Source organism: Actinoplanes sp. G11-F43, assembly GCF_050589265.1.
Classification (GTDB): domain Bacteria; phylum Actinomycetota; class Actinomycetes; order Mycobacteriales; family Micromonosporaceae; genus Actinoplanes.
The window spans coordinates 37,872-63,683 of the sequence record NZ_JBNZCE010000042.1; the positions used below are offsets into that span (position 1 = coordinate 37,872).

The 25,812-nt window shown below is 73.6% G+C and carries 16 protein-coding genes; 1 reads left to right on the forward strand and 15 read right to left on the reverse strand.

Annotation, left to right across the window (positions count from 1 at the left end; all coding sequences use genetic code 11):
• Window positions 1-10: 10 nt before the first annotated feature.
• Complete coding sequence (locus tag ACQ0O7_RS36860) at window positions 11-3,043, reverse strand: AfsR/SARP family transcriptional regulator (protein WP_430789493.1); 3,033 nt, start codon at window positions 3,041-3,043, stop codon at window positions 11-13.
• Between the two features lie 428 nt (window positions 3,044-3,471).
• On the opposite strand from ACQ0O7_RS36860, the gene ACQ0O7_RS36865 reads away from it, so the two are divergent.
• Window positions 3,472-3,852 carry a nuclear transport factor 2 family protein gene (locus ACQ0O7_RS36865; protein ID WP_430789495.1) on the forward strand — a complete coding sequence of 127 codons (381 nt, stop codon included), beginning with the start codon at window positions 3,472-3,474 and terminating at the stop codon, window positions 3,850-3,852.
• A 53-nt stretch (window positions 3,853-3,905) separates the two neighbouring features.
• On the opposite strand, the gene ACQ0O7_RS36870 is transcribed toward ACQ0O7_RS36865, so the two are convergent.
• The 14 genes from ACQ0O7_RS36870 to ACQ0O7_RS36935 all read right to left on the reverse strand — a co-directional run bounded on the left by ACQ0O7_RS36870 (window position 3,906) and on the right by ACQ0O7_RS36935 (window position 25,681).
• Window positions 3,906-5,327: an MFS transporter gene (locus ACQ0O7_RS36870; RefSeq protein ID WP_430789497.1), complete on the reverse strand. Its 1,422-nt coding sequence runs from the start codon at window positions 5,325-5,327 to the stop codon at window positions 3,906-3,908.
• A complete protein-coding gene (locus ACQ0O7_RS36875) occupies window positions 5,327-5,536 on the reverse strand; it encodes a hypothetical protein (RefSeq protein ID WP_430789499.1) in 210 nt (69 codons plus the stop codon). Before ACQ0O7_RS36875 ends, ACQ0O7_RS36870 begins: the two co-directional genes overlap by 1 nt.
• A gap of 65 nt (window positions 5,537-5,601) precedes the next feature.
• The gene (locus ACQ0O7_RS36880; RefSeq protein WP_430789501.1) at window positions 5,602-6,366 is read right to left on the reverse strand and encodes a 4'-phosphopantetheinyl transferase family protein; all 765 of its coding nucleotides are present in this window, start codon (window positions 6,364-6,366) and stop codon (window positions 5,602-5,604) included.
• Window positions 6,350-7,495: an acyl-CoA dehydrogenase family protein gene (locus ACQ0O7_RS36885; RefSeq protein ID WP_430789503.1), complete on the reverse strand. Its 1,146-nt coding sequence runs from the start codon at window positions 7,493-7,495 to the stop codon at window positions 6,350-6,352. Before ACQ0O7_RS36885 ends, ACQ0O7_RS36880 begins: the two co-directional genes overlap by 17 nt.
• Complete coding sequence (locus ACQ0O7_RS36890) at window positions 7,492-8,100, reverse strand: acyl-CoA dehydrogenase family protein (RefSeq protein WP_430789505.1); 609 nt, start codon at window positions 8,098-8,100, stop codon at window positions 7,492-7,494. The genes ACQ0O7_RS36885 and ACQ0O7_RS36890 overlap by 4 nt, the downstream gene beginning before the upstream one ends.
• Window positions 8,097-8,849 carry a hypothetical protein gene (locus ACQ0O7_RS36895; RefSeq protein ID WP_430789507.1) on the reverse strand — a complete coding sequence of 251 codons (753 nt, stop codon included), beginning with the start codon at window positions 8,847-8,849 and terminating at the stop codon, window positions 8,097-8,099. The genes ACQ0O7_RS36890 and ACQ0O7_RS36895 overlap by 4 nt, the downstream gene beginning before the upstream one ends.
• A gap of 2 nt (window positions 8,850-8,851) precedes the next feature.
• A complete protein-coding gene (locus tag ACQ0O7_RS36900) occupies window positions 8,852-9,118 on the reverse strand; it encodes an acyl carrier protein (protein WP_430789509.1) in 267 nt (88 codons plus the stop codon).
• Window positions 9,119-9,153: 35 nt separating this feature from the next.
• Complete coding sequence (locus ACQ0O7_RS36905) at window positions 9,154-10,422, reverse strand: diaminopimelate decarboxylase (protein ID WP_430789511.1); 1,269 nt, start codon at window positions 10,420-10,422, stop codon at window positions 9,154-9,156.
• Window positions 10,415-11,785, reverse strand: coding sequence for an ATP-grasp domain-containing protein (locus ACQ0O7_RS36910; RefSeq protein ID WP_430789513.1), 1,371 nt, complete (start codon window positions 11,783-11,785; stop codon window positions 10,415-10,417). Before ACQ0O7_RS36910 ends, ACQ0O7_RS36905 begins: the two co-directional genes overlap by 8 nt.
• Window positions 11,786-11,799: 14 nt before the next feature.
• Window positions 11,800-12,729, reverse strand: a complete 930-nt coding sequence (locus tag ACQ0O7_RS36915) for a 3-oxoacyl-ACP synthase III family protein (protein ID WP_430789515.1) — start codon at window positions 12,727-12,729, stop codon at window positions 11,800-11,802.
• Complete coding sequence (locus ACQ0O7_RS36920) at window positions 12,726-14,009, reverse strand: glutamate synthase-related protein (protein ID WP_430789517.1); 1,284 nt, start codon at window positions 14,007-14,009, stop codon at window positions 12,726-12,728. Before ACQ0O7_RS36920 ends, ACQ0O7_RS36915 begins: the two co-directional genes overlap by 4 nt.
• The gene (locus ACQ0O7_RS36925) at window positions 14,006-15,016 is read right to left on the reverse strand and encodes an asparagine synthetase A (RefSeq protein WP_430789519.1); all 1,011 of its coding nucleotides are present in this window, start codon (window positions 15,014-15,016) and stop codon (window positions 14,006-14,008) included. The genes ACQ0O7_RS36920 and ACQ0O7_RS36925 overlap by 4 nt, the downstream gene beginning before the upstream one ends.
• A gap of 152 nt (window positions 15,017-15,168) precedes the next feature.
• Entirely contained in the window at window positions 15,169-15,375 is a 207-nt protein-coding gene (locus ACQ0O7_RS36930) for an MbtH family protein (RefSeq protein WP_430789521.1), read from the reverse strand.
• A gap of 1 nt (window position 15,376) precedes the next feature.
• Window positions 15,377-25,681: an amino acid adenylation domain-containing protein gene (locus ACQ0O7_RS36935; RefSeq protein WP_430789523.1), complete on the reverse strand. Its 10,305-nt coding sequence runs from the start codon at window positions 25,679-25,681 to the stop codon at window positions 15,377-15,379.
• Window positions 25,682-25,812 lie beyond the last annotated feature (131 nt).

Sequence of the window (25,812 nt, forward strand, 5' to 3'; positions counted from 1 at the left end):
CACCCCACGATCACCGCGGGATAGGGGCGGGATAGCCGGAGGTCAACTCGCCGGCCAACGCCTCGGCCTGCCGCAGCTCCGGGCGCATGCCGCGGTCCAGGAAGCTCTCCCGGGCCTGGTCCAGCAGCACCCCGGCCTCGCCGGCCCGGCCGCTGCGCGCCAGCACCCGGGCCAGGTCCAGGCGGACCACCGCGGCGCCACCGATGTCGATGATCTTCTCGCGGACGGCGAGGGCCTGCTGGTACGCCTCCCGCGCCTGCTCGTACCGGAGCCCGGTCTCGTGCACCTCGCCGATGTTGCGCAGCAGGTGGCCCTCGCCGATCACGTCACGGCTGCGGCGCACCTTCGCCAGCACCTGCAGCAGCACCCGTTCGGCCTGGGCGTGTTCACCCCGGCGCAGCAGCACCTGCCCGGCCCGGCGCAGCGCCTGCGCCTCGCCGTGCGCGTAGCCGACCGCCCGGAAGTCGGCCAGCGCCTCCTCCAGCTGGTCGTGCGCCAAGTCGGTGTCACCCCGGCACATCCAGATGTACGAGCTCTGGGTCAGCACCGCGGCCCGGCCGACCACGTCACCGACCGCCTCGAAGTCCTGCACCGCCTGCTCGTACAGCCGCAGCGCGCTGTCGTCGGCGCCGATCTGCCGGTCCAGCAGGGCCAGGTCGCGCCGGCACAGGGCCAGACCGTGCCGGTCCGCCAGCTCCTCGAAGATCTTCAGGGCCTGGCCGAGCGACCGCCGGGCCTCGTCCGGCTGCTGCCGGCTCAGGTGCATGGTGCCCAGCGAGCCGAGCAGGGCCGCGGTGCCGCGCCGGTTCCCGGCCGCCCGGGTGGCCTCCAGCGCGCGGTGGTGGGTGTGCTCCCACTGGTCGAAACAGCCGCGCGCCTCGAACAGCGTCACCAGCGTGGTGGCCAGGTCCCAGCACAGCTCGTGCAGACCGGCGCGGGCGGCCTGGTCGACGGCCAGGCAGAGGTTGGCCTGTTCGTCGTCCAGCCAGTCGATCGGCTCGTTCAGCACACTGTCGGAGTAGGCGGTGGGTGGCCGCCAGCGCCGGCCGCTGCCGTGCAGCACGGTGAAGTCGCCGCCGTAGACCCGTGCGTGCGCCTGCTCGGCCAGCGACATCCAGCCGCCGATCATCCGCTCGGTGGCGGTCCGCTGCGCCTCGGGACTGTCGTGCAGGGTGAGCTGCTCGCGGGCGAACAGCCGGATCACCTCGTGGAAGCGGTAGCGGAACTCACCGGTCCGCTCCACCGCCACGGCATCCAGCATCTGTACGTCCACCAGCGGCTCGACCAGGTCGGACGGGAACGGGCGATCGTCGTCGAGCAGGGCGCCGGCGATCCAGCCGGGCACCGTCGGCCCGTCCGCCAGGCTGAACAACCGCAGCAGCCGGCGGTCGGCGGCGCCGAGCCCGTCGTGGGTCAGCGACAGACTGGCCCGCATGGTCATCTCGCCGTGCGCCAGCTCGTCCAGCCGGTGCCGTTCACTGGCCAGCCGGTGCACCATCGACGCCAGCGTCCAGTGTGGCCGGGCGGCCAGTCGCGCGGCCACGATCCGCAGCGCCAGTGGCAGCCCGCCGACGGTCCGGACCAGCGCGTCGGCGGCCACCGGCTCCCGGGCCACCCGGGCCTCGCCGACCACCCGGCCGAGCAGTTCCAGGGCCTGTGCCCGGTCCAGCACCGCCAGCTCGATCCGCAGCGCCCCGGGCAGCCCGGCCAGCCGGGAACGGCTGGTGACCACCACCGCGCAACTGCTGCTGCCGGGCAGCAGCGGGCTGATCTGGGATTCGCCGGCCGCGTCGTCGAGGAACACCAGCAGCCGCCGGGACGCCAGCAGGGTCCGGTACATCTCGGCACGCTCGTCGATGTCGTCCGGGATCATCGGGCCGGGTATCCCGAGGGCGCGCAGGAACCGGCCGAGCGCGTCCCGGGCGCTGACCGGGTCGGCGCCGACCCCGCGCAGGTCACAGTAGAGCTGGCCGTCCGGGAACCGGTTCTTCCCGACGCGGTGCGCCACATGGGTGGCCAGCGCGCTCTTGCCGACCCCGGGCTTGCCGGCGATCACCACCAGCCCGAGCGCGCGCTGCCCGGCGTCGCCGAGCAGGGCCGCCTCGACGGTGTGCAGCAGTCCCTCGTCGGCCACGAAGTCCGCGGTGTCGGCGGGCAGCTGGCGGGGGCGTTCCTCGCCGTACCCCGGCGCCGGGGGCTCGGCCGGGCGGGGCGGGTCAGCCGGCACGTGCACCGTGGGACGGGCGGCGGGGGCGAGCAGCGCCGGATCCCCGGCCAGGATCGCCCGTTCCAGCTGGCGCAGTTCCTCGCCCGGTTCCAGCCCCAGCTCGTCGGCGAGCACCTGCCGGCCGGCCCGGTAGACGTCCAGCGCCTCGGACTGCCGGCCGGATCGGTGCAGGGCCAGCATCAGCTGACCGCGCAGCCGTTCCCGCAGCGGGTTCTCGTGCATCTGCCGGCTGATCTCGCCGACCAGGTCGTGGCCGCGCCCGAGCCCGAGTTCCAGGCCCAGGTACGTCTCGATCGCGGTCAGCCGGTCCTCGTCGAGGCGGACCCCCCAGGTGCGCATGGTCTCGTTCGGGATGCCGTTCAGGCACGGGCCCCGCCACAGCGCCACGGCGGTCCGCAGCATCTCGGCGGCCTCCGCGTCCCGGCCCTCCTTGACCAGCACCCGGGACGCCTGCACCCGCCGGTTGAACACCTGCAGATCGACCGACTCGTCCTCGGTGCGCAGCAGATAGCCGGGAGCGCGGGAGACCACCGTCACCGCCAGCCCGGCCTCGGCGAAACTCTTGCGCAACCGGGACACACAGATCTGGATCTGGGTGCGGGCGGTGTCCGGCGCCTCGCCCGGCCAGATCAGGTCGAGCAGCCGGTCGGTGCCGACGACACGGCCGGACTCCATCAGCAGACAGGCGAGGATGATCTCCTGCCGGCCGGGCGGGATCCGGACGGCACCGCCCGGCCCGTCCACCTGGAGCGATCCCAGGACCCGAAAGACGATTCCGTCGGGAACGGTCGGGCTGAGGACGTTCAGATCACGCATTTTTCTCCAATATGACAGCCTTTCCAACAATGCCGTCACTGCACCATTGCACTGCATTGGAGACCTACTGTCCAGGCGCAGATTACCGGCGTGGAGCCTGGTCGGAACAGCCTGGCGTCATTACTCCGTTTCTACCCGCAAGCTCCGCAAATCGCCGTAACCCAGGCTTGCTCGTACGCCCTATTGGCAGCAAAGAGGGGGAATGTCCAATGCGGACCGTACGGCTATTCGGGATTGGGCCTTACGGTTGCCGGTAAACCCCTCATGGAATTCACAGTCAGCAATATTTGGCCATTCGGCTAGCTTGCGCTTCCGGATTAACCGGCTCCGGTGAAAGCGCCGTGATAGCGGGAGGTTGGCGGACCGCACCAGCATCGGCGGTGCACCACACCCACGCAGCACGGCAGGCCACACGGAGGGAGCCCGCGATGATCGGGCAAGGAGGTTCGCCGTACCGCACCGCGACCACCGCGGCCGGAGTCGACCACGTCCGGCTGTCGTACCACTACCTGGACACCGGCGATTTCGACGGATACGCGTCGCTGCTCGACGAGCACGTCCGGGTACAGCGCCCGGACATGACGCTGGGCGACGGGCGGGCCGAGGTGGTCCGCACCCACGCGCGGCTGGCCGGACCGCCGGCCCGGCACCAGATCTTCAAGGTGATCGCGGACGGCGACGGGATCGCGGTGACCGGGCGCTATGTGACGTCCGGTGCGAAGGCGGTGGACTTCGTCGACGTCTTCACCCTGACCGAGTACGGGATGCTGCTCGGCTACCGGCGGTTCTACTACCTCGCGCCGAGCTGACACCGGATCCGCGCCCGGGGAAGGGCGCGGATCCGGTGCCGGCCGGCCAGGCGTCACGCCGGCTGGGTCGCGGCCAGCGGTTTAGCGTCCGGCACAGCAGCGTCCGGCACAGCAGCGTCCGGCGAGGCAGCGTCCGGCACAGCAGCGTCCGGCCTGGCAGCGTCCGGCCTGGCAGCGTCCGGCCCGGCGGCGTCCGGCGAGGCGGCGGTGTCCGGGGTGGGGGCGGTGTCCGGGGTGGGGGCGGTGTCCGGAGAAGGGCCCGGGACCGGCTGGCGCATCGCCCGGATCGCGGCCAGCGGTGCGGCAAGTGCGACCGCGCCGCACACCAGCCAGGTGCCGTGCAGGCCGATCACCGCGGACAGCGCCCCGAACAGCGCGATCGACACCGGCGCGGTCCCGATCCCGGCCAGCGTCAGCATCGACATCGCGGTGCCCAGCCGGGCCGGCGGCGACGCCTGCTGGTAGACGGTGACGATGGCCGGCCCGTTCAGCCCGGCCATCAACCCGACCAGCACGCTCACCGTCACCAGGGCGGCCAGCGAGGTGGTCGACGCCATCAGCAGGATGCCCAGGCCGATCCCGAAACCGGTGGCCACCAGGCGCACCGACAGCGGCAGCCGGTGGGCGAGCAGCGCCCCGGCCAGCCCGGCGACCAGGGCGCCCGAACTGAACGCCACCACCACGACGGCCACCGACTCGACCCCCCAGCCGCGCCCGTCGACGAGCAGCGGCAGGGCCACCTCCAGCGGCCAGCCGAACGCCAGGTCCAGCAGGAAGGCGCAGAGGAACAACCAGCGCAACCGGGCGTACGTACGGAGCAGCTTGATGCCGTCACCACTGTGCCGCAGCAGCGTCTCGCCGGGCTGCCGGCTGCCACCGGGCATGCCCGCGGTGACCACGGCCGCCGCCGCGAACGAGATCGTGCCGGTGACCGCCACCACCGCCATCGCCTGCCACAGGTCGCCGACCGCGATCAGCCAGGCGCCGATCGGCGAGCCGACGATCGGGGCCAGCCGGGTGATCATCGCGGACAGCGAGTTCGCCCGGGCCAGATGATCACCCTGGGCCAGCCGGGGGAGCAGGGTGCTGGTGGCCGGGCTGCCGAACCCGAGCAGGATCCCCTCGATCGCGGCGACCACCACCAGCGGCCAGAACCACGGTGTGGTGAGTGTGACCACCGCGCCGGCGGCGAGCAGCAGGGCACGCGCCGAGGTGGTCCGCAGCAGCACGAACCGGGCGCCGAGCATGTCGGTGACGGCGCCCGAGAAGATCAGGGTGATGGCCCGCGGCAGGGCGCCGGCCAGCATCAGCACGGTGATCGCGGTGGCCCCGCCGATCTGGACCGCGGTCCAGGCCAGCGCCACCAGCAGGACGTAGTCGCCGGTCAGCGAGAACGCCTGACCGGTCATCAGGATGATCACTTTGCGCCACTGGATCACCGGCGGGGTGGTCGGGGGAGCGTCGGCGGCTGTCATCACGAATCCTCACTGTCGGGGTGGAGCGTCACGGTTCCGCTGCCGCCGCGCAGCGCGTTCTCGACGGCCCGCGCGGCGGCGAGGCGGACCGCGTCCGAGGTGGCGCCGGGGGCCCGGACCTGGAGCACGCCGCCCAGGTGCGAGCGGCCCATCCGGTCCAGGGCCAGGGCGGCGCCGTCGAGTGCCGCCGGGTGGTCGCTGGTCAGCACCGGGAGTTCGGAAGGGATGAAACGGACGTACCTGAAGGGGTGCCGCGGTCGGCAGATCCGGGTTCTCACGGTTGCCCCCTCAGCACCGGGACCAGCCGGCCCTCGCCGAGCGGGGCCAGGTCCCACTCGAACATCCGCAGCGGCTGCGGGCGGTCGCCCACGGTGGCCAGCGTCGCCACGAACCCGGGCGGCGCGGGCAGGTCCCGCAGGTTCCACCGCTGCCCGGCGTACGCCCCGGTGCCCTCGACCAGGCCCGGCATCAGCACCTCCAGGCACAGCCCGTCCAGCAGCCGGCCGCCGGACGCCTTCACACAGGCCTCCTTCCGGGACAGCAGCCGGTGGTAGAGCGCGCCCCGGGACAGCTGATCGGGTTCCCCGGCGACCGCCGCCGCCTCGTTCGCGGGCATGAACCGGCCGGCGAGCGCGGTGGCCCGTACGTCGTCGCGAATCTGTTCCAGATCCACGCCGACCGGGTCGTAGAGGCGGACCGCGAGCAGGGCGTGCCCACCGGACCGGCTCAGGCTCCACTGCCAGCGGCGCCACGGGCCGTCGAAGTACGGCTTGCCGTTCGGCCCGCGGGCCCAGTGCAGGGTGCCCGCCGAGGTGCCGAGATAGCCGCCCAGCACCGAGCGGACCGCACCGTGCGCGACCACGAACCGGGTGGCCGCCCGACGGTCCCGCAACCGTTGCGCCCGGTGCCGCTCCTCGTCGTCGAGCAGCGCGCCGACCGGTGCGGCGGCGTCCGGGTCCAGGTCGAGGCCGATGTGCCAGACGTCGGTTCCGGGCGGCGGCCCGACCCGGCCCGGCCCCGGCTCACGCGGCGCGGACATCGGTCAGCCGTCCACGCAGATAGCCGGCGGCCAGGGTGAGCCGCTGGATGTTGCCGGTGCCCTCCATGAACTCGAACCCGCGGGCGTCCCGGACCAGCTTGTCCAGCAGCGGATGCTCCCAGTTCGCCCCCGGGCCGAGCAGCCGGACCGCGCCGGTGGTGACGTCCTCGGCGAGCCGGGTGGCCCGCAGTTTCGCCGCCGAGGCGAGGGTGCCGTCGGACGGGTCGTGGTCGGCGGTCCGGGCCGCCGCCAGCACCAGGGCACGGGTGCCGAGCAGGCGCTGCCGCCAGTCGTCCAGCACCGCCCGGGCGGGGCCGCCGGGATTCCGCCGTACCCCGGTGACCAGGTCGAATCCGGCCTGCGCGACGCCCAGCGCCAGCGCGGCCACCACCGGCCGGTACCGGTGGAAGGTGCGGGTGGCCGCCCACATCCCCTGCCGGGTGGCCGACCGGCCCCGGCCGAGCAGGTCACCGGCGTCCAGTCGGACCCCGGCCAGCCGCAGTTCGCTCAGCTCCAGGCCGCGCAGCCCGGTCGTCGGCAGCGGTACCGCGGTGAACCCGTCCCGGGCGGTGTCGACGAGTGTCGCCACCACGCCGAGCGGGCCGGCGTGCCGGCGGGCGAACACCACCCCGATCCGGGCGCGGGCGCCGTTGCCGATGTAGCGCTTGGTGCCGGTCAGCCGGAAACCGTCGCCGTCCGGGCCGAGCGTGGTGCTCATGCCGGCCGGCCCGGAACCCGCCGACGGCTCGGTCATGCCGAAGAACGTCCAGGCGCCCTCCCCGCCGACCACCTCCCAGTAGCGCCGGCGCTGCGCCTCGCCGGCCAGGTCACCGATCACGAAACCGGACATCGACGGGCCGGGCAGGGCGAGGGCGGCCGCGGCGTCGGCCCGGGCCAGTTCCTCGAACGCCACCACCTGCTGCACGCAGGTGTCCAGCGGGGCGGTCCGGCCGCGTACCCGCAAGGGGTCCGGGTTGTATTCGGCCGGCAGGCCGGCGAATCGTCGCCAGGGCAGAACCGGATCGCGGGCCCGTCCGGGGTCCCGGTCCAGATCCAGGGCGCCCGGCCGCAGCAGGTCGGCGTGGGCCCGGGCCTCGGCGCGCAGCCCGGTCAGGAAGTCGGTGCTCATGATCCCCCCAGGTCGGTCGGTGGCGGGTAGGTGTCGGCGAGCAGTTCGGAGACGCGGACCAGGGCGCCCGGCCCGCCGGCCAGCAGACCGGCCGCGCCGAACAGGTGCAGGCAGATCCGCCCGGCGCCGTCCAGCGCCCGGTGGACACGATGGAGAGCGTCGGCGCCGGTGTCGCCGTCGAGCAGGACGCGGGCCTCGGCGAGGCCGGCGGCGGCGTCGGCCAGCAGCCCGCGGACCATCGGCAGGTTGAGGGTCACCGTGCCGTCCACGGTCCGGCCGCGCAGGTGCCGGGTGACCCGGTCGAGCAGCCGCTCGGCCAGCCCCAGCCGGATCGCGGCGATCCCGGCCGTCCAGGCGGGCCCGGCCGGCGCCACGGCGTGGTCCGGGCCCCGGCAGGCGACCAGCTCACCGTCGTCGGTGGGGATCCGGGCCAGCACGCCCCGGCATCCCTCGGGATGGGCCGTCGCGGGGAGCAGCAGATGCCCGCCCGGCCCGGCCGGGAGAGCCGCCGATCCACCGGTGGCGAGCAGCGCGGTGAGCGCGGCGCAGGGGCCGTCGGTGGCCGCGACCAGGTCGTGGGCCCGGTCGCTGAGGACCGCGGTCACCGGACCGGCTCCGGGATCCGCAGCGGTCGTGGGCTGAACGGGGACCGCACCCCGGCGGGCCGGGTGACGGTCATCGAGCCCTGATAGGGCAGCACCGGATCGCGGTCGGTGACCAGGATCGTGGCACCGTCGTGGTCGCCGGCGAGCCGGTCGGCCAGCGCCCGCCACACCCCGGTGCAGGTGCTCCCGGACGGTGCGGCCGCCCGCTGCCCGGACCGGGTGGCGGTCACCTCGGGCAGGCCGAGCCGGACGGTCCCGTCCGGGCCCAGCACCATCGCGACGGCGACGTCCGGGCCGGCCGGGCCGGTGAGCGCCGGCGGCGGCAGCGTGGACTGCTCCATCACCACCACCAGGGCCCGGTGGGCGGCGCCGGAGGCCAGATACCGCCAGGCGATCCGCAGGGCGGTGAACGGCCCGGCCACCCCCTGTTCGGAGACGCCGAGCACGGCCGGCTCACCGGGCAGCAGGTCGGCCAGGACCGGCCCGGCGAAGCTCTGGTGCCGGCAGTCCGGCCCGGCGTCGACGGTGATCACCAGGTCCACCCCGGCCAGGTCCGGGCCCAGTTCCCGGACCACGGCGCGAGCCATCCGGTGGTAGCTGACCAGGGCCTGACCGTCCGGCCAGACCGGGTCGGCGAGGTCGCCGTACAGGGCGGTCATGTGGTCCCGCAGGGACTGCCGCTCGTCCGGGTCCGGCGCGGGCACCGGGTCACTGAACGTGACGGCGAGGATCCGTTCCAGCGTGGTCATGGTCAGCGGTTCCCGGCGACGAAGGCGGCCAGCGAACCCACCGAGTCCAGATCGGACTTCTGCAGGTCCTCCGGGTCGACCTGCATGTCCAGGGCGTCCTCCAGGGACATCAGCAGGGCGAGCACTCCGGTGGAGTCGAGGTTGAGGTCGTCGAAGAGCCGGGTCTCGGCGGTGACGTCGGTCAGCTCCTGGTTGAGCACCTCCTCCAGGACGGAGACGATGACGGTGACGATCTGCTGGTTGCCGGTCTCGACGGTGCTGGCGCTCATGACGGGGTCCTCTCGGGAAGAAATGACGGGGGAGATCACTGGAAGTCGTGCAGGATCTGGGCGGCGAGCATGCTCTGCACGTCGTCGCGGGACCGGACCAGTCGCGGCCGGTTCCGGTGGATCAGCACCTCGGCCGGGTATCCGTGGCTGAGGAAGTACACCGGCGAGGCGGTCGGGCCGTACGCGCCGGAGCGCTCCACCCCGATCACGTCGCCGGGCCGCAGGTCTCCGGGGAGCGCGACGGCCTTGCCGATGGTGTCGCCGGGGGTGCAGAGCGGGCCGGTGACGTTCCATTTCGCCGGCTCGGCGTCGCTGTGCCGGTTGAGCAGCCGGATCGGGAAGTTGCGCTTGACGAACGAGCCGATGCCGACCGCCGCCATGTGGTGGTTGGTGCCGCCGTCGGTGACCGCGAACAGCTCGCCCATCGACTCCTTGACGTAGCGGACCCGGACCGCGTAGACGCCGCTGTGGCCGACCAGGTAGCGGCCCAGTTCCATCACCATCCGGGTGTCCGGGTTGCGGTCCCGGAAGGCGGCGAACACCGGGTTGAGGCGGGCGGTCAGCACCTCCGGGTCGAGATCACGTTCGCCGTCGAAGTACGCCACCCCGAGCCCACCGCCGACGTCGACCACCTCCAGCCGGACGCCGAGCCGGGTGGCGAGCCGTTCGGCCAGGTCGAGGATCCGCCGGGTGTTCTCCACGATCATGTCCTCGGCCAGGAACCGGGTGCCCAGATAGGACTGGAAGCCGATGATCCGGACCGCCGGGTGTCTCCCGGCCAGATCCGGCTGCTCGGTGAGGATCGCCTCGTCGATGCCGAACTGCCGGGGCTTGCCGCCCATGGTCAGCCCACTGCCCTTGACCGCGAAACTCGGGTTGACCCGCAGCACCACCCGGGCGACGACGCCGAGCCCGGTGGCCAGCTCGTCGATCAGGCCGAGTTCGGTCACCGACTCGCAGATCAGGGTGACCCCGTCCTTGAGGCAGGTGGTGAGCTCGTCGCGGCTCTTGCCGGGGCCGAGGAACATCACCTGGCCGGCGGGCACCCCGGCGCGCTGGGTGGTGACCAGCTCGGTCAGCGAGGACACCTCGGCCCGCGCGCCCAGCGAGTGCAGCAGGGCGCAGACACTGATGTTGGGGTTGGCCTTGAGCGAGTAGTAGATCTCCACATCGGGGTGCAGCCGGTCACGCAGGCCCCGGAACCGGTCGGTGATCACCGCGCCGTCGTAGACGTACAGCGGGGTGCCGAACTGTTCCACCAGCTCGTCGACGGGGACGCCGCCCCACGAGGTCGGCTCAGACATGGGCGGTCTCCTTCAGGACGGCCGCGGTGACTCCGCGGTCGAGATCGGTCAGCTCCTCTTCGGTACGGGCGATCAACAGCCCGTACAGGCGTCCCGCGTACGGCCGGGTGTCGCCGGGTTCGGGTGCCGCGGCGTTGACCGTGGCGAAGTTGTTGACCAGCAGCCCGGTCCGGCGCTCGCTGGTGACGACCAGGTCACCGAGCCGGTCGCGCAGTGCCGGCCAGCCGAGCGGGGTGCGCAGCCGCAGGTCGTACTGGCGGGCCACGGCGACGGTGTCCGGTCCCAGGAACCGTTCCTGCAACGCGGTCTGGTAGGTGGACATGTTGTTGCGCGCGTTGATCTCCAGCACCGGCAGCAGCCCGCCGGAGCCGGTGGTGATGGCGTCCACCCCGACCACGCCGTGGAAGCCGTCGGCGGCCAGCCGGGCGCCGATCCGGCCGGCCGTGCCGACCAGCTGCTCGACGTGTTCCGGGCTGATCCGGGCCGGGATCCGGTGCCCCTTGTGGACACCGTTCTCGGTCAGCGCCTCCTTGACGAAGTCGAACCGGACCGTGCCGTCCCGGCCGACGGTGAAGTGGTAGTTCAGGTCGAGGGCCTTGTCCGCCCACTCCTCCAGGACCAGGGCGATCCGCGGGTCACCGGACCTGTCGGCCCGGCGGGTCACCATCCGGACCAGCTGGTGCAGCCGGCGGGCGTCGTCGAAGACCATGATCCCCTTGCCGGAGACCCCGTAGGCGTCCTTGACCCCGACCCGGCGCCCGGCGGCGATCGAGCGGGCCGCCTCGCCGGCCGCCGCGGCGAACTCGGCGACCGTCTCCACCTCCCAGCCGGCCGCCTGCGGCAGGCCCAGCTCGGTGGCCAGCCGGCGGCTGTAGATCTTGCTGTTCACCGCTTTGACGACCGGCACCGGCGGCAGTGCCGGGGCGAGCCCGGTCCGGTCGCACAGCTGCTGTTCCATCGCGGACATGCCGTGCGGCAGCAGGTGCGCGCCCCGGTCCGCCAGCGACCGCAGGACGGCCAGCAGGCGGGGCGAGCGCAGCGCGTCGGCGCTGACCGTGGCGCCCGGGTCGTGCACGTCGGTGAGCAGGATCCCGGGCAGGCCGATCCCGAGCGATTCCAGGTACGCCAGGTAGTCCGGGTCCGGGGCGGCCTTCAGCACCACGTGGTCGCCGGGACCGGCCAGCAGCAGCGCGAACTCGTCCATCCGGTTGACGATCGCGGTGGCGGCGCGCCCTCCGAAGATCGGCAGGCCCACCTCGTCCTCGGCCCACTCGTCCTCCACCTCGAAGTTGCCGATCAGCACGAACGGCGTTGCGGTGGATCCGGTGCAGGCCTGTTTGACCCCGCGCAGGAACTCTGACATCAGGTGACTCCCCTCTAGTGCCGCAGCACGGCGGCGGAGAACGTCGCCCCGAGCCCGACCGACGCCATCAGGTACAGATCGCCGGGCCGCAGCCGGCCGGCGGCCCGGGCGTGCACGTGGTTGATGAACGGGTCGGCGCCGAAGCAGTGCCCGGTGACCGGGATGTTGTCGGTGTAGACCCGGTCCGCCGGGATCCCGAGCAGCCGGGCCGCCCACGTCCAGGACAGCCGGTTGACGTTGTGCGGCAGGATCAGCGCCAGGTCGTCGACGGTGACCCCGGCGGCCGCGCAGGCCCGCCGGATCACGTCGGCGAGCACCTCGTTGTGCTCCTTGACGAAGTCCGGGTCCAGCGGCCGGGGCGGCACCTGTTCGGCGTACCGGCCCAGGGTCCGGGTGGCGGTGCCGAGCAGCCGGTCCCGCTCGCCGTCCGGGCCGACCAGCACGGCGGCGGTGCCCTCACCCATCACCGTGCTCTCCGGGATGGCCTCGGCCACCGCCGAGACGATCTTCTCGCCGGTGAGCACCAGGGCCAGCGCGTCCGGGTCGCCGTCGGCGGTGAGCAGCCGTCCGGCCAGGTCCATCGCGACCAGCCCGGCGGCGCAGGCGTGCTGGCTGAGGGTGAACCCGACCGCGTTCGTCAGGCCCAGCCCGGCGCAGAGCTCCTCCACCGGGTACCGGCCGGCCGGGGTGGCCGGGCCCAGGGTGCGGGCCAGGACCACGTACCGGATCCGGTTCTCGTTGCCGCGCAGCGCGGTGAGTCCCGCGACCGCCGCGGCCAGCAGCGACCGGTGGTCCTCGCCCGGCGCGCGACGGACCGAACGCAGCCCGTAGAGCCGGCGGAAGGTCCAGATCAGCTGCGGGTCGGCGCCCATCCGGGCACCCACGTCCTCGATGGACACCCGCTCCTCGGGCAGATGGCAGGCGACGTCCAGCAGGGCGGTCACGGGGTCCGCTCCAGCGCCGGGACCTCGGGCCGGGCCGGCGTCGCCGCCTCCGGCCACCACAGGTCCTCCCGGTCCAGGGCCGCCGCCTGGTATTTGCCGACCGCGCTGATCAGCATCCGGGCCTCCAGCGCCAGCGCCTCGACCAGGCGGATCAGCCCGTGCTCCGGGTCCTCGTCGACGGCCAGCAGCGCCGCCCGGCCGAGTCCGACCGCCGTCGCGCCCATCGCCAGCGCCCGGACCGCCCGGCCGCCCTCCCAGATCCGCCCGCTGGCCAGCAGGCAGCCCGCCGGGGCGCCGATCCGGCGCAGGCACTCGCCGAGCGGCAGCCCGACCCGGCCGGGGAAGGCCCGCGGCGCCCAGCCGGTGCCACCCTGCGCGCCGTCCACGGTGACCGCGTCGCTGCCGGCCCGCCAGGCGGTCGCCGCGGCCAGGCCGATGTCCCGTCCGGGATGGAACTTCACCCACACCCGGGCCCGCGGGAAGTTGTTGCGCATGAACCGCACCTGCTGGCGCAGGATCTCCTCGGTGAACGTGCCCGGGGTGGCACAGCGCAGCCAGCCGCCGTCACCGGGCATCTCGCGGACCGCGAACCGGGTGGCCAGCCGGGCCGCCTCGGCCTGATCGACCACGGTCATGCCGCCGAGCCCGGGTTTGGCGCCCTGCCCGGTCTTCAACTCGAAACCCAGCCGGCCGGAGTCGACCAGGTCGGCCACCGACGGGTCGCTGTAGACCAGGTTCCACACCTCGGAGTCGGCGTCCTCGGTGCTCTGCTGCACCACCACGCCGCCGGCGCCGGGCGGGCAGTGTTCGGCGTACGCCCGCAGCCGGGCCAGGATCGGCGACCGGTCCCGCGCGGCCCGGCGGTAACCGGCCACCGGCACCATGTTCTCGCCGATCACCATCGGGATGCCGAGCCGGCCGGCCTGGCGGCTGGCGGCGATCCCGGCGTCGCCCTGGGCGGCCCGGGTGGAGCCGAACGCGGAGACGTAGACCGGCAGCGGGGCGGCGAAGCCACCGACCACGGTGGCCAGGTCGACGTCGTCGTGCAGCGGCTCCCGGCCCAGGTCGATCAGCTTCTCCAGCCGCCGCGGCATGAACACCGGCGGGGTCAGCACGGCCCGGTCCAGGTCGTCGGTGATCGCACCGGAGGCGGGCGGTTCCTCAGTGCCGGACCCGTGCAGCCGTACGCCGTAGGAGTCCACCGGCGGGAACACCGCCGTGACCCCGTTGCGGGCCCGGTCCCGGACCTGCGCCTCGGGGAATCCCGGAGCGCTGGTCACGGCGACACCGTGCCCGGCAGCTTCGGGTAGGCGCTGACCTGCCACAGTGCGTCCAGCCCGGTCAGGAACCGGACCAGCCGCTGCAAGCCCATGCCGAACCCGGCGCTGGCCGGCAGCCCCTCCCGCATCAGGCGCAGGTACCAGTCGTACTTGGCCGGGTTCTCGCCGCTCTCCCGCATCCGGGTGACGATGGTGGCGTAGTCGGCCTCGCGCTCACTGCCGCTGACCAGCTCGCCGAACCCGCCGTGCGCGATCATGTCGAAGTTGCGCAGCACCCCGGGGTCGGCCGGGTCCTCGCTGTCGTAGAAGCCGCGCGAGCCCTTCGGGTAGTCGGTGATGAAGAACGGCCGGTCCGCCTCCATCGACAGGATCCGCTCACCGGCCCAGTCGATCTCGGCGTCCGGGCTCTGCGGGTGGCCGCCGTCGCGCAGCCGGTGCACCGCCTCGGTGTGCGTCACCCGGTCGAACTTGCCGGCCAGCAGCTCGGCGAAGGCCAGCCGGTCCCGGCCCAGACCGTCCAGCACGTCCGGAACCGTGTCGAGCACGTGCCGGACCACGTGGGTGAGCAGCCCGGCCGCGGTGTCCATGGCGTCCTCCCGGGACGCCCCGGCGATCTCCACGTCGATCTGGTGGAATTCGACCAGGTGCCGGCCGGTGGCCGCGGTCTCCGGCGGTTCGACCCGGATGTTCGGGGCGATGTAGAACAGCTTCGGGAAGCCCTTCAGCGACGCCTGCTTGTAGAAGATCGCGCTGGTCATCAGCTTGTAGGGGTGGCCGTAGAAGTCGACGTCCAGGGCTTTCGCGCCGCGCGCGCCCGGGTCGGTCACCGGGCCGATCATCGGCGGCAGCAGCTCGGTGAAGCCGAGGCCGCGGAAGTAGTCCCGCGCCCCGTACAGCGCCTCCTGTTGCACCCGCATGGCCGCCACGGTCGTCTCGGCCACCAGGTGCTCGCCGAGACCGTCCGGACGGAAGCCGGCCAGGGCCGCCGGCTGCTCTTGCTGGGACATCGCGCCTCCCGATTCTCTCGCTCCGCTCTGCACCTCTGAAATCTATGCCGGAGTTTGACCGTGAAGCGGCAGAAGAACAGGCAGTAACGGTGTCCGGGGAAAAGCCGAAACGGCCTTTCCGCGGAATGCGGAAAGGCCGTTTCAGGAATGGTTCACGCGTACTGCGCGACCAGGCTCCGGGGGCGGATGTCGGTCCAGTTCTGCTCGATGTGCTCCAGGCATCCGGACCGGTCAGCGGGGCCGAAGATGGTCTCCCAGCCGTCCGGGACCGGTGCGAAAACCGGCCAGAGGCTGTGCTGCCCCTCCGTGTTCACCAATACCAGGAACGTGCCGGCCTCGTCGTCGAACGGATTGGTCATGTCATTTCCTCTCGGACAGTTTATCGGCCAGTCGGGCACCGATTTCGGAAAGGGGTTCCGGTTCGGTCATACGCAGATGTTCGGTGTCGATGTGATGGCATTCCAGGACACCGGACAGATGTGGTGCCCAGGTCTCGGGGGAGATCCCGGTCCGGCTCGCGGCGAAGAACAGCAGGTCGCCGTCGAAGACCCCGGGCCGGTGCTCCGTCAGGATCTCGGCGTGCCGGACCGTGGCCTCGACCAGCGCGCGCACCTCGTCGTGGGTGAACCCGGCGAGCACGGGGTCACGCCGGCGCAGCACCTCGGCGGCCGTGTCCGGGTCGTACCGGTCCGGATGATCGTCGCCGAGCAGCATCCGCATGGTCTCGCCGGGGTCCGGCTCGCGGTCCGCGTCCTCGGCGGACACCGGATAGGCGTCCATCATGGCCAGCAGCTCGACCCGCTCGCCGGCCTCCTGGAGCGCGACGGCCATGGCGTGCGCGAGGACCCCGCCGAAGGACCAGCCGAGCAGCCGGTACGGGCCGTGCGGCTGCACCCGCCGGATCTCCGCCAGGTAGTCCGCGGCCAGCTCCGGCACACCTGCCGCCCGGTATCCGGGCACGGTCAGCGCCCGGGTCTGCAGGCCGTGGATCGGCTGGTCCGGGCCCAGGCGCCGGGCCAGGCCGGCGTACCCCCAGCTCATCCCGGCGCCCGGGTGCACACAGAAGAGCGGGCGGCGGCTCCCGGCCGGCTGCAGCGGTACCAGCACGTCCAGGGTGTCCACACCCCGGCTGTCGCCGAGCAGCCCGGCCACCGTCGGCCGTTCGAACAGGTCCCGGACGGCGACCTCCCGGCCCGTCGTGCCGCGGATCCGGCTGACCAGCCGGGTGGCCAGCAGCGAGTGCCCGCCCAGCTCGAAGAACCCGTCGTCGAGGCCGACCCGGTCCACCCCGAGGACCTCGGCGAACAGCGCGCACAGCCGGTGCTCGTCCGGGGTTCGCGGCGCCCGCCCGGCCCGCCCGTCCCGCTGGGGTGCGGGCAGCGCGCGCCGGTCGAGTTTGCCGTTCACGGTGACCGGCAGACGGTCCAGCACCACCACCGCGGACGGGACCATGTATCCGGGCAGGGTCCGGGCCGCGGTGGCGGTCACCGCGGACTCCCAGGCGGCCGTGTCGCGTACCGGCGCGGTGTCGGCCGGCACCAGATAGGCGACCAGGCGCTTGTCGCCCGGCCGGTCCTCGCGGACCACCACCGCCACCTGGCCGACGTCCGGGTCCGCGGCCAGCGCCGCCGCCACCTCACCCGGCTCGATCCGGAAGCCGCGGATCTTCACCTGCCCGTCGGTACGCCCGAGGAAGCGCAGCTCGCCCCGGCTGCTCCAGGCCACCCGGTCGCCGGTGCGGTACATCCGGGTGCCGGGCGGGCCGTACGGATCGGCCACGAACCGTTCCGCGGTCAGCGCCGGCCGCCCGTGATAGCCCCGGGCCACCTGGTCACCGGCCAGGTACAGCTCACCGGTGCCACCCAGCGGCACCGGGCGCAGCAGCGGATCCAGGACGTAGGTCCGGTTGTTGTCCAGCGGCCGGCCCAGATGCACCCCGCCGAACGCGCCCCGGTCGGTGCCGAACCGCTGCTGATGCGAGGCGAAGGTGACCTCGGTCGGGCCGTAGCTGTGCACCAGCACGGTGTCCGGGCAGTGCTCCAGGACTCGCTGGACCGCGGCCGGTGAGGCGACGTCCCCGCCGGTCCACACCTCCCGGAGCCGGGCCAGCACGGCCAGCCCCTCGTCGGCCATCACGTGGAACAGGCCCATCGTGAAGTAGGCGGCGGTCACGTCGTGGTCGGTGATGGTCCGGGCCAGTTCGGCCAGGTCGGCGCCGTGCCCCTCGGCGATCACCAGCTCCCCGCCGAGCAGCAGGGGCACCCACATCTCGTACGTCGAGGAGTCGAATCCGTAGTGGGAGTGGACCAGCATTCGGCGGTGGTGGGCCGCGTCCCAGCACCGGTCGGCGACCAGCTCCCGGACGTTGCGGTGGGTGACGCCGACCCCCTTGGGGCGCCCGGTGGAGCCCGAGGTGAACATCACGTACATCAGCGACCGGTCGTCGAACGGCAGCCCCGGGTCGTGGTCCGGCCCGTCACCGACGGCGAAGGGCACAACCCGGCTGTCGTACGTCTCCGTCACCTCGCGGTCGGTCAGCAGCACCGGAGCAGCGGCGTCGGCCAGGATGGTCCGCACCCGGTCCGGCGGGAGGGTGGTGCCGACCGGGACGTACGCCGCGCCGCACTTGAGGACCGCCAGGCTGGCCACCACCAGGTCGGCGCCCCGGTCCATCAGCACCCCGACCGTCGACTGCGGCCGCACCCCGGCCGCGATCAGCCGGTGTGCGAGGGCGTTGGCCCGGCGATCCACCTCGGCACAGGTCAACCGCACCGGGCCGTGGCTGATCGCGATCCGCTCCGGGGTCCGGCGGGCCCGCTCCCGGAACGCCTCGTGCACCCCGCCCCGGGTGGCCGGGACCGCGGTGTCGTTGTAGCCGTCCAGCAGCCACCGGCGTTCCTCGTCGCCGAGCAGGTCCAGCTCGCCGACCGGCCGTTCCGGGTCGGTGGCGGCGGCGGTCAGCAGCCTCGCCAGCCGTTCGGTGAGCAGCACCGCGGTCTGCGGGTCGAACAGGTCGGCGGTGTATTCGAGGGAGCCGTCCAGGCCGGCCGGGGCGCCCGCCGCGTCCCGCCGTTCGCCGACCGACAGGGTCAGGTCGAACTTCACCGTGCCGGGCCCGAGCGGCAGCTCCGGCCCGGCGAACGGCGAGCCGTCCGGGTCGGCCGCCGCGGTGTCCCGGACCAGCAGCATCACCTGGAACAGCGGGTGGTGGGCGGTGGACCGGGCCGGGTTCAGCTCCTCGACGAGCCGTTCGAAGGGCAGATCCTGATGCTCGTACGCGGCCAGGTCGGCGTCCCGGACCCGCTCCAGCAGCGTGCCGAAGGTGGGGTCGCCGGAGACGTCGGTGCGCAGTACCAGGGTGTTGACGAAGAACCCGACCAGATCGTCGAGGGCTTCGTCGTCGCGGCCGGCCACCACCGTCCCGATCGGGATGTCGGTGCCGGCGCCGAGCCGGGTGAGCACCGCCGCGAACCCGGCCTGCAGCACCATGAACAGCGACGCCCCGGTGGCCCGGGCCACCCGGACCAGCGCGGTGTGCGCGGCCGCGTCCAGCTGGAACGGCACCGCGTCGCCGCGATGTCCGGCGCGGGCCGGGCGGGGCCGGTCGGCGGGCAGGTCCAGCACCGGCGGGGCGCCGTCCAGCGCGGCCCGCCAGAAGTCCAGCTGGCGGCGGACCGGGCTGTCCGGGTCGGCCGGATCGCCGAGCACCCGGCGCTGCCAGACGGTGTAGTCGGTGTACCGGACCGGCAGCGGCGCCCAGTCCGGGGCCCGTCCGGACAGCCGGGCCCGGTACGCGGTGGTCAGGTCCCGCAGCAGTGGCGCCATCGACGAGCCGTCCCCGGCGATGTGGTGCACCACCAGCACCAGTACCTGGTTCCGGCCGGCCGGCCGCACCAGCCAGGCCCGCAGCACCACGTCCCGGGACAGGTCGAAGACGTGCCCGGCGGCAGCGGTGACCGCCTCGTCCAGCTCGCCGGGCTCCAGGTCGAGCACGGTCAGGACCGGGCGGGCGCCGTCCAGCACCACCTGCCGGGGCTCGCCGTCGCGCTCCCGGTAGACGGTGCGCAGCGCCTCGTGCCGTCCGGTCACGTCGGCCAGCGCCTCGGCCAGTGCCGCCGGATCGAGCTCGTGGTCGAGGCGCAGCGCCACCGGGATGTTGTAGAGCGGGCTGGGCCCGTCCAGCTCGTTCAGGAACCAGAGCCGGTGCTGGGCGTACGACAGCGGCACCTCGGCCCCGGGCTCGGCCGGGGTCAGCGGCGGGCGGACCGGACGGCCGGCCGCCTCCTGGATCCGCCGGGCCAGCCCGGCCGGGGTGGGCGCCTGGAACACGTCCCGCACCCCGATCCCGGCGCCGAACACCGCCCGGATCCGGTTCACCAGCCGGGTGGCGAGCAGCGAGTGCCCGCCCAGGTCGAAGAAGCCGTCGTCGGCGCCGACCCGGTCCACCCCGAGGACCTGCCCGAACAGTTCGGCGAGCAGCTGCTCGACGGGGGTGCGCCCGGCCCGGGACGGTGCGCCGGCCGCCGGAGCGGGCAGCGCCCGGCGGTCGATCTTCCCGTTCGGGGTCAGCGGCAGCCGGTCCAGTGTCACGAACGCGGCCGGCACCAGGTGCGCCGGCAGCACGCCGGCGGCGGCCTCGCGGATCCGTGTCACCGCCAGGCCGGCCGGGGTCAGGTACGCCACCAGCCGTTTGTCACCGGGCCGGTCCTCGCGGACGATCACCGCCACCCCGTCGACCCCGGCCTGCCGGGCGAGCACCGCCGCGACCTCACCGGGCTCGACCCGGAAGCCGCGGATCTTCACCTGGTCGTCGGCCCGGCCGAGGATCTCCACGGTGCCGTGCCGGGTCCACCGGGCCAGGTCACCGGTGCGGTACATCCGCTCGCCCGGGGCGAACGGGTCGGCCACGAAGGCCGCCGCGCTCAGGGCCGGCCGGTGCAGATAGCCGTCGGCCAGACCGGTGCCGGCCACGTACAGCTCGCCGGTCACCCCGGCCGGCACCGGGCGCAGCCGGTCGTCCAGCACGTAGCAGCGGCGGTTCACCAGCGGCGCGCCGACCGGGACCGGGGCGTGCCGGGGCGGCTCGTCGATCCGGTGGCAGTTCGTGAAGATCATGCTCTCCACCGGGCCGTACCCGTGCACCAGCCGGACCCCGGGCAGCAGCCGGCGGCACCGGGCCAGGTGCTCCACCGACGGCGCCTCGCCACCGGTGATCACCTGCCGGACCGCGGCCAGGGTGTCCGGGTATTCGTCGAGCATCAGGTTGAACAGGCCCGCCGACAGCCACAGGCTGGTCACCCGGTGCCGCTCCACCAGCGCGGCGATCCGGTCCGGTTCGGGCCGCTGGCCGGGCTGCAGCACACAGGCCGCCCCGTTCAGCAGCGCGCCCCAGAACTCCAGCGCCGCCGCGTCCCAGGAGACCGGGGCGGCCTGCAACCACACCTGGTCCGGGCCGAAGCCGGCGAAGTCCTGGCCGGTCACCGTGCCGACGACGGCCCGGTGCGCGGCGAGCGAACCCTTCGGGCGGCCGGTGGAACCGGAGGTGAACATGACACAGGCCGCGTCACCCGGGTCACCGGGCACCTCCGGCGGATCGGCGGGCAGCGCGTCCAGGACGCCCGCGTCCACGTCCAGCAGCACCGTGCGGGCCGGCCGGGCCGCGCCCAGCCGCCCGGCCGTCGCGGTGTCCGACACCAGCGCCACCAGCCCGGCCCCGCCGGCCAGCTCGGCCAGCCGGGCGTCCGGGAACTCCGGGTCCAGCAGCGTGTAGGCGGCCCCGGCCCGCAGCACCGCGAGCATCGCCACCGCCATCGGCAGGTCCCGGCCCAGCAGCACCCCGACCAGGTCACCGCGGCGCACCCCGAGATCGATGAGGCGCCGGGCCAGCCGGTTCGCCGCCGCACCGTACTCGCCGTAGGTCATCGTGGTGTCGCCGCCGATCAGCGCGACCCGGTCCGGCCCGGCCGCCGCCCACCCGTCGAAGACCTCGGTGATCCGCAGATCGGGCGCACCGGCCGGGTTGTCGTTGAAGGTCTCCAGCAGTTCCTGCCGCTGCTCGCCGGTGAGCAGGTCGTGCCGGCTCACCGGCAGCCCCGGGTCGGCGGTCACCGCGGCCAGCAGCCGGGCCAGCGCGTCACCGAGCCGGACCACCGTCGGCTCGTCGAACAGGTCGGTGGCGTACTCCAGGCCGCCGGACACCCCGCACGGGACACCGTCCGCGTCATACCGCTCGCGCACCGCCACGGTCAGGTCGAACTTGGCCACCCCGGCCCGGAACGACAGCTCCTCGCCGGTCAGCGCGGACGGCGGCGGATCGTCGTCCGGTCCGGCGCTCTGCAGGTTCAGCAGCACCTGGATCAGCGGGTGGCAGGCGGTGGAGCGGGCCGGGTTGAGCTCCTCGACCAGCCGTTCGAACGGCAGGTCCTGGTGATCGAAAGCGGCCAGATCGGTGTCCCGGACCCGGCGGAGCAATTCGCTGAAGGTGGGGTCGCCGGAGAGGTCGGTGCGCAGCACGAGGGTGTTGACGAAGAAGCCGACCAGGTCGTCCAGGGCCTCGTCGGAACGGCCGGCCACCACCGTGCCGATCGGGACGTCGGTGCCCGCCCCGTACCGGGAGAGCAGTGTGGCCAGTGCCGCCTGCACCACCATGAAGACCGTGCTGTCCGACTCGCGGGCCAGCCGGACCACAGCGGTGTGCAGGTCCGCGCCGAACCCGAACGGCACCACCGCGCCCCGATGGCTCGCCTCCGCCGGACGCGGCCGGTCGGTGGGCAGATCCAGCACCTGCGGTACGCCGTCCAGCGCGCCCCGCCAGTAGTCCACCAGCCGCGGCATCTCGGCGTCGAGCAGGCACTGTTGCCACCTGGTGTAGTCGGCGTACCGCACCGGTAGTGGTGTCCACTCCGGAGCCTGTCCGGCTGTTCGGGACGCGTACGCCAATCCCAGGTCGTGCAGTAACGGACCGGTCGACCAGCCGTCCCCGGCGATGTGATTCAGCAGGAGCACCAGGACCTGGGCGCCGTCGGCGGGGCGGAACAGCCACGACCGGAACGGGATCTCGGTACGCAGGTCGAAGACGTGCCCGGCCGCCCCGTCGATCGCCTCCGACAGCTCATCGGCGGGCAGATCACGAACGGTCAGCTCGGGCCGGGCGCCGTCCAGCACCACAGTCTCCGGATCGTCGCCGGCGTCCCGGTAGACGGTCCGCAGCACCTCGTGCCGCCCGGCGACATCGGCCAGCGCGGCGGCCAGCACCCCCGGGTCGAGCACCCGGTCCAGGCGCAGCACCAGCGGGATGTTGTAGAGCGCGCTCGGGCCGGTCAGCTCACCGAGGAACCAGAGGCGGCGCTGCGCGTACGACAGCGGCACCGGCCCGTCCGCGGGCGTCGCGGTCAACGGCGGCCGGGCCGTGCCGCTCCGCTCGCCGATCAGCCGGTCCAGCCCGCCCGGGGTGGGCGCCCGGAACACGTCCCGCAGGCCGATCTCCGCGCCGAGCGCCGACCGCACCCGGTTGACCAGGCGGATCGCCAGCATCGAATGGCCGCCGAGAGCGAAGAAGTCGTCGGTGACGGTCACCCCGGGCCGGCCCAGCACCTCGGCGAACAGGTCGCGGAGCAGGTCGGCGCGCGGTGACCGGCTCCGCCCGCCGGATCCGGTGACCACGGTGGCGCCGGACTGCACGGAGGCCCGCCGGGCGTCCAGAGCCGTCCGCTCGTCCTCGGTGAGGACGGCCAGCTCCCCGATCGGGACGTCCGGGTCCGCGGCGGCCGACCGCAGCAGCCGCAGGTAGGCGTCCAGCATCAACGCGGCGGTCCCGGCGTCGAACAGGTCCACGTCGTACTGCAGCCAGATCTCCATCGTGCCGTCCGGCAGGGCCGCGCAGGACAGGCTCAGGTCGAACTTGGCCCCGTCCAGACCGGCCGGCACGATCCGCGCGTCCGACCCGAACAGCCGCGGGTCCGCCGGGACCGACGTGTCCACGGTCAGCATCACCTGGAAGAACGGGTGGTGCGCCAGCGATCGGGCCGGGTTGAGACGTTCGACGATCAGGTCGAAGGGCACTTCCTCATTGGCGTACGCGGTGAGGTCGGCGTCCCGGACCCGGTCCAGCAGGGTGGTGAAGGCCGGGTCGCCGGAGACGTCGGTGCGCAGCACGAGCGTGTTGACGAAGAAGCCGACCAGGTCGTGCAGGGCCTCGTCCGGACGGCCGGCGACCGGGGTGCCGATCGCGATGTCGGTGCCCGAACCGAGCCGGGTCAGAGTGGCGGCCAGCGCGGCGTGCATCACCATGAACGGGCTGGCCTGACGATCCTCGCCGAGCCGGTCCAGCCCCTGCCGGGCATCGGCGTCCAGAACCGCCCGGATCGAAGCGCCGCGGAAGCCGGACTCGGCCGGGCGGGGCCGGTCCAGCGGCAGGTCCAGAACCGCGGGCAGGCCGTCCAGGGCACTTTGCCACCAGGACAGTTGCCGGGCCAGCAGACTGGCCGGATCGTCGCCGTCACCCAGCAGATCCCGCTGCCAGAGGGCGTAGTCGGCGTACTGCACCGGCAGCGGCTCGACCTCCGGCGCGACACCGGCCAGCCGGGCCCGGTAGGCGGTCTCCAGATCGTGCAGCATCGGGTTCAGCGACCAGCCGTCGGTGGCGATGTGGTGCACGAGCAGCACCAGCACGGTGGTTGCCGGCTCGGTGATCAACAGCTGGGCTCGCAGCGGCGGCTGCACGGCCAGGTCGAAGGTGCCGGCACAGAACCGGGCCACCCGCTCACCGGCCTCGCCGGCCGGGCACTCCACCACCGACAGCACGTCACCGGCGTCGTCCAGGACGTGCTGCACCGGCTCGCCGTCGACCGACGGGTAGACGGTGCGCAACACCTCATGCCGGGCGGTCAGGTCACCGAGGGCCGCGGACAGGGCCACCCGATCCGGTACGCCGGACAACTCCAGCACCAACGGGACGTTGTACGTCGCCGACGGGCCCTCCAGGCGGTACAGGAACCAGAGGCGGCGCTGGGCGTACGACAGCGGGACGAGCTCCGCGCCCGGCTCCAGAACGATCTCCGCGGTGGCCGGCCCGTGCCGCGGGTCCACCTCGGCGGCCGGCCGGTCCCGTGGTGCCCGCCGGTCCACCTCGGCGGCCGGCAGGCTCCTCAGCATCCGCCGGTCCACCTTGCCGTTGCTGGTCCGCGGCAGGGTGCCCACCGGCCGGACCGTGCCCGGCACCGCCGCCGCCGGCAGCCGATCGGCCAGGAACGCCCGCACGTCAGCCGCCTCGGCGTCGCCCACCACGAACGCCACCAGGCGCTTCATCCCGTCGGCCAGGTCCTGGGCGATCACCGCGCAGTCCCGCACCCCCGGGTGGCCGAGCAGCACCGACTCGACCGCGCCCGGATCGATCCGATGCCCGTTGATCTTGACTTCGTCGTCCAGCCGGCCCAGATAACCCAGCTGGCCGTCCGGCCGCACCCGGACCCGGTCGCCGGTCCGGTACGCCGGCACCCCGTCCAGAGTGGTGAACCGCCGCGCGGTCAACTCCGGCCGGCCCAGGTAGCCGTCCCCCAGCCCGCCACCGAGCAGCCACAACTCCTCGTCGACCACCGCCGCCCGAACCCCCGGAAGCGGCCGCCCGATCGGGATCTCCCCACCGTCGTGCCCGGTCAACTCGGCCACCGTGGCGACCACGGTGGCCTCGGTCGGCCCGTAGGTGTTGAACAGCCGCACCCCGTCGACCGCCCGCCGCCAGCGCGCCACCCGCTCGGGAAGGGCCGCCTCACCGCCGATGATCACGGTTCGCAGGGTGCCCGGCAGGCTCGTCGCAGCGCCGGACACCGCGTAGGCCAGCTCGTGCCAATACGCCGTCGGCAGATCAAGAACGGTCACCCGATGCCTCACGCATCCGGCCAACAGAGCCGGAACGTCGAGCATGCCGTCACCCCGCAGCACCAGCGTGGCCCCGGCCGCCAGCGTCACGAAGATCTCCTCGACACTGGCGTCGAAGTGCAACGGAGCGAACTGCAGCACCCGGTCGGCGGCGGTGATGCCGTAGCGGTGCGTGGCCCCGGCGACGAAGTGCGCCAGCGCGGCCAGCCCGACCAGAACGCCGTTCGGAGTCCCGGTGGAGCCGGACGTGTAGATGACGTAGGCGGTGCCGGCCGCCACCGGCGTCCCCGGCAGAACCACCTCGCCCCGCTCGACCACCACAGCCAGCTCCGGCGGCGCCACCTCACCGAGGCCGCTCGCGCCGGCCGGGATCGTCTCGTCGCGACCGCTGGCGTCGGCGAGGATCGCCTCGTTGCGGGCGGCCGGCGCGCCCGGGTCCAGCGGCAGGTAGGCCGCTCCGGTCCGGAGCACGGCCAGGATGGCGACGATCGTGTCCACGCCGCGCGGCCGGCACACGGTCACCAGCCGGCCGGGCCCGGCACCGCCGGCGCGCAGTTCGGCGGCCCGCGCCGCGACCGCCGCGTCCAGTTCGGCGTAGCTCAGCGAGGTCTCCCCGGCGATCACGGCCGGATGTCCGGGGGCGGCGGCGGTCCGGGCGGCGATCGCGTCGAGCACGTCGACGACCCGCCCGGCCGGCGGCCCGCCATCGAGGATCACCGGGGCCGGCGGATGCTGCCGGCCCGGTCCTCCAGCGGCCGTGGCCGGCCCGGCGTAGTCGATCGAGGGCATCGCTTCTCCTCCTGCGATTCGCGGACGGACGCCACCCGGGGGCCGTGGAGGCCCCCACCGTGGACGTCGAAGAGAGGGGTGCCGGAACGAAAGGATCCCGGCGGCGCGCTGAGATCAGGCTAGTCAGCGCG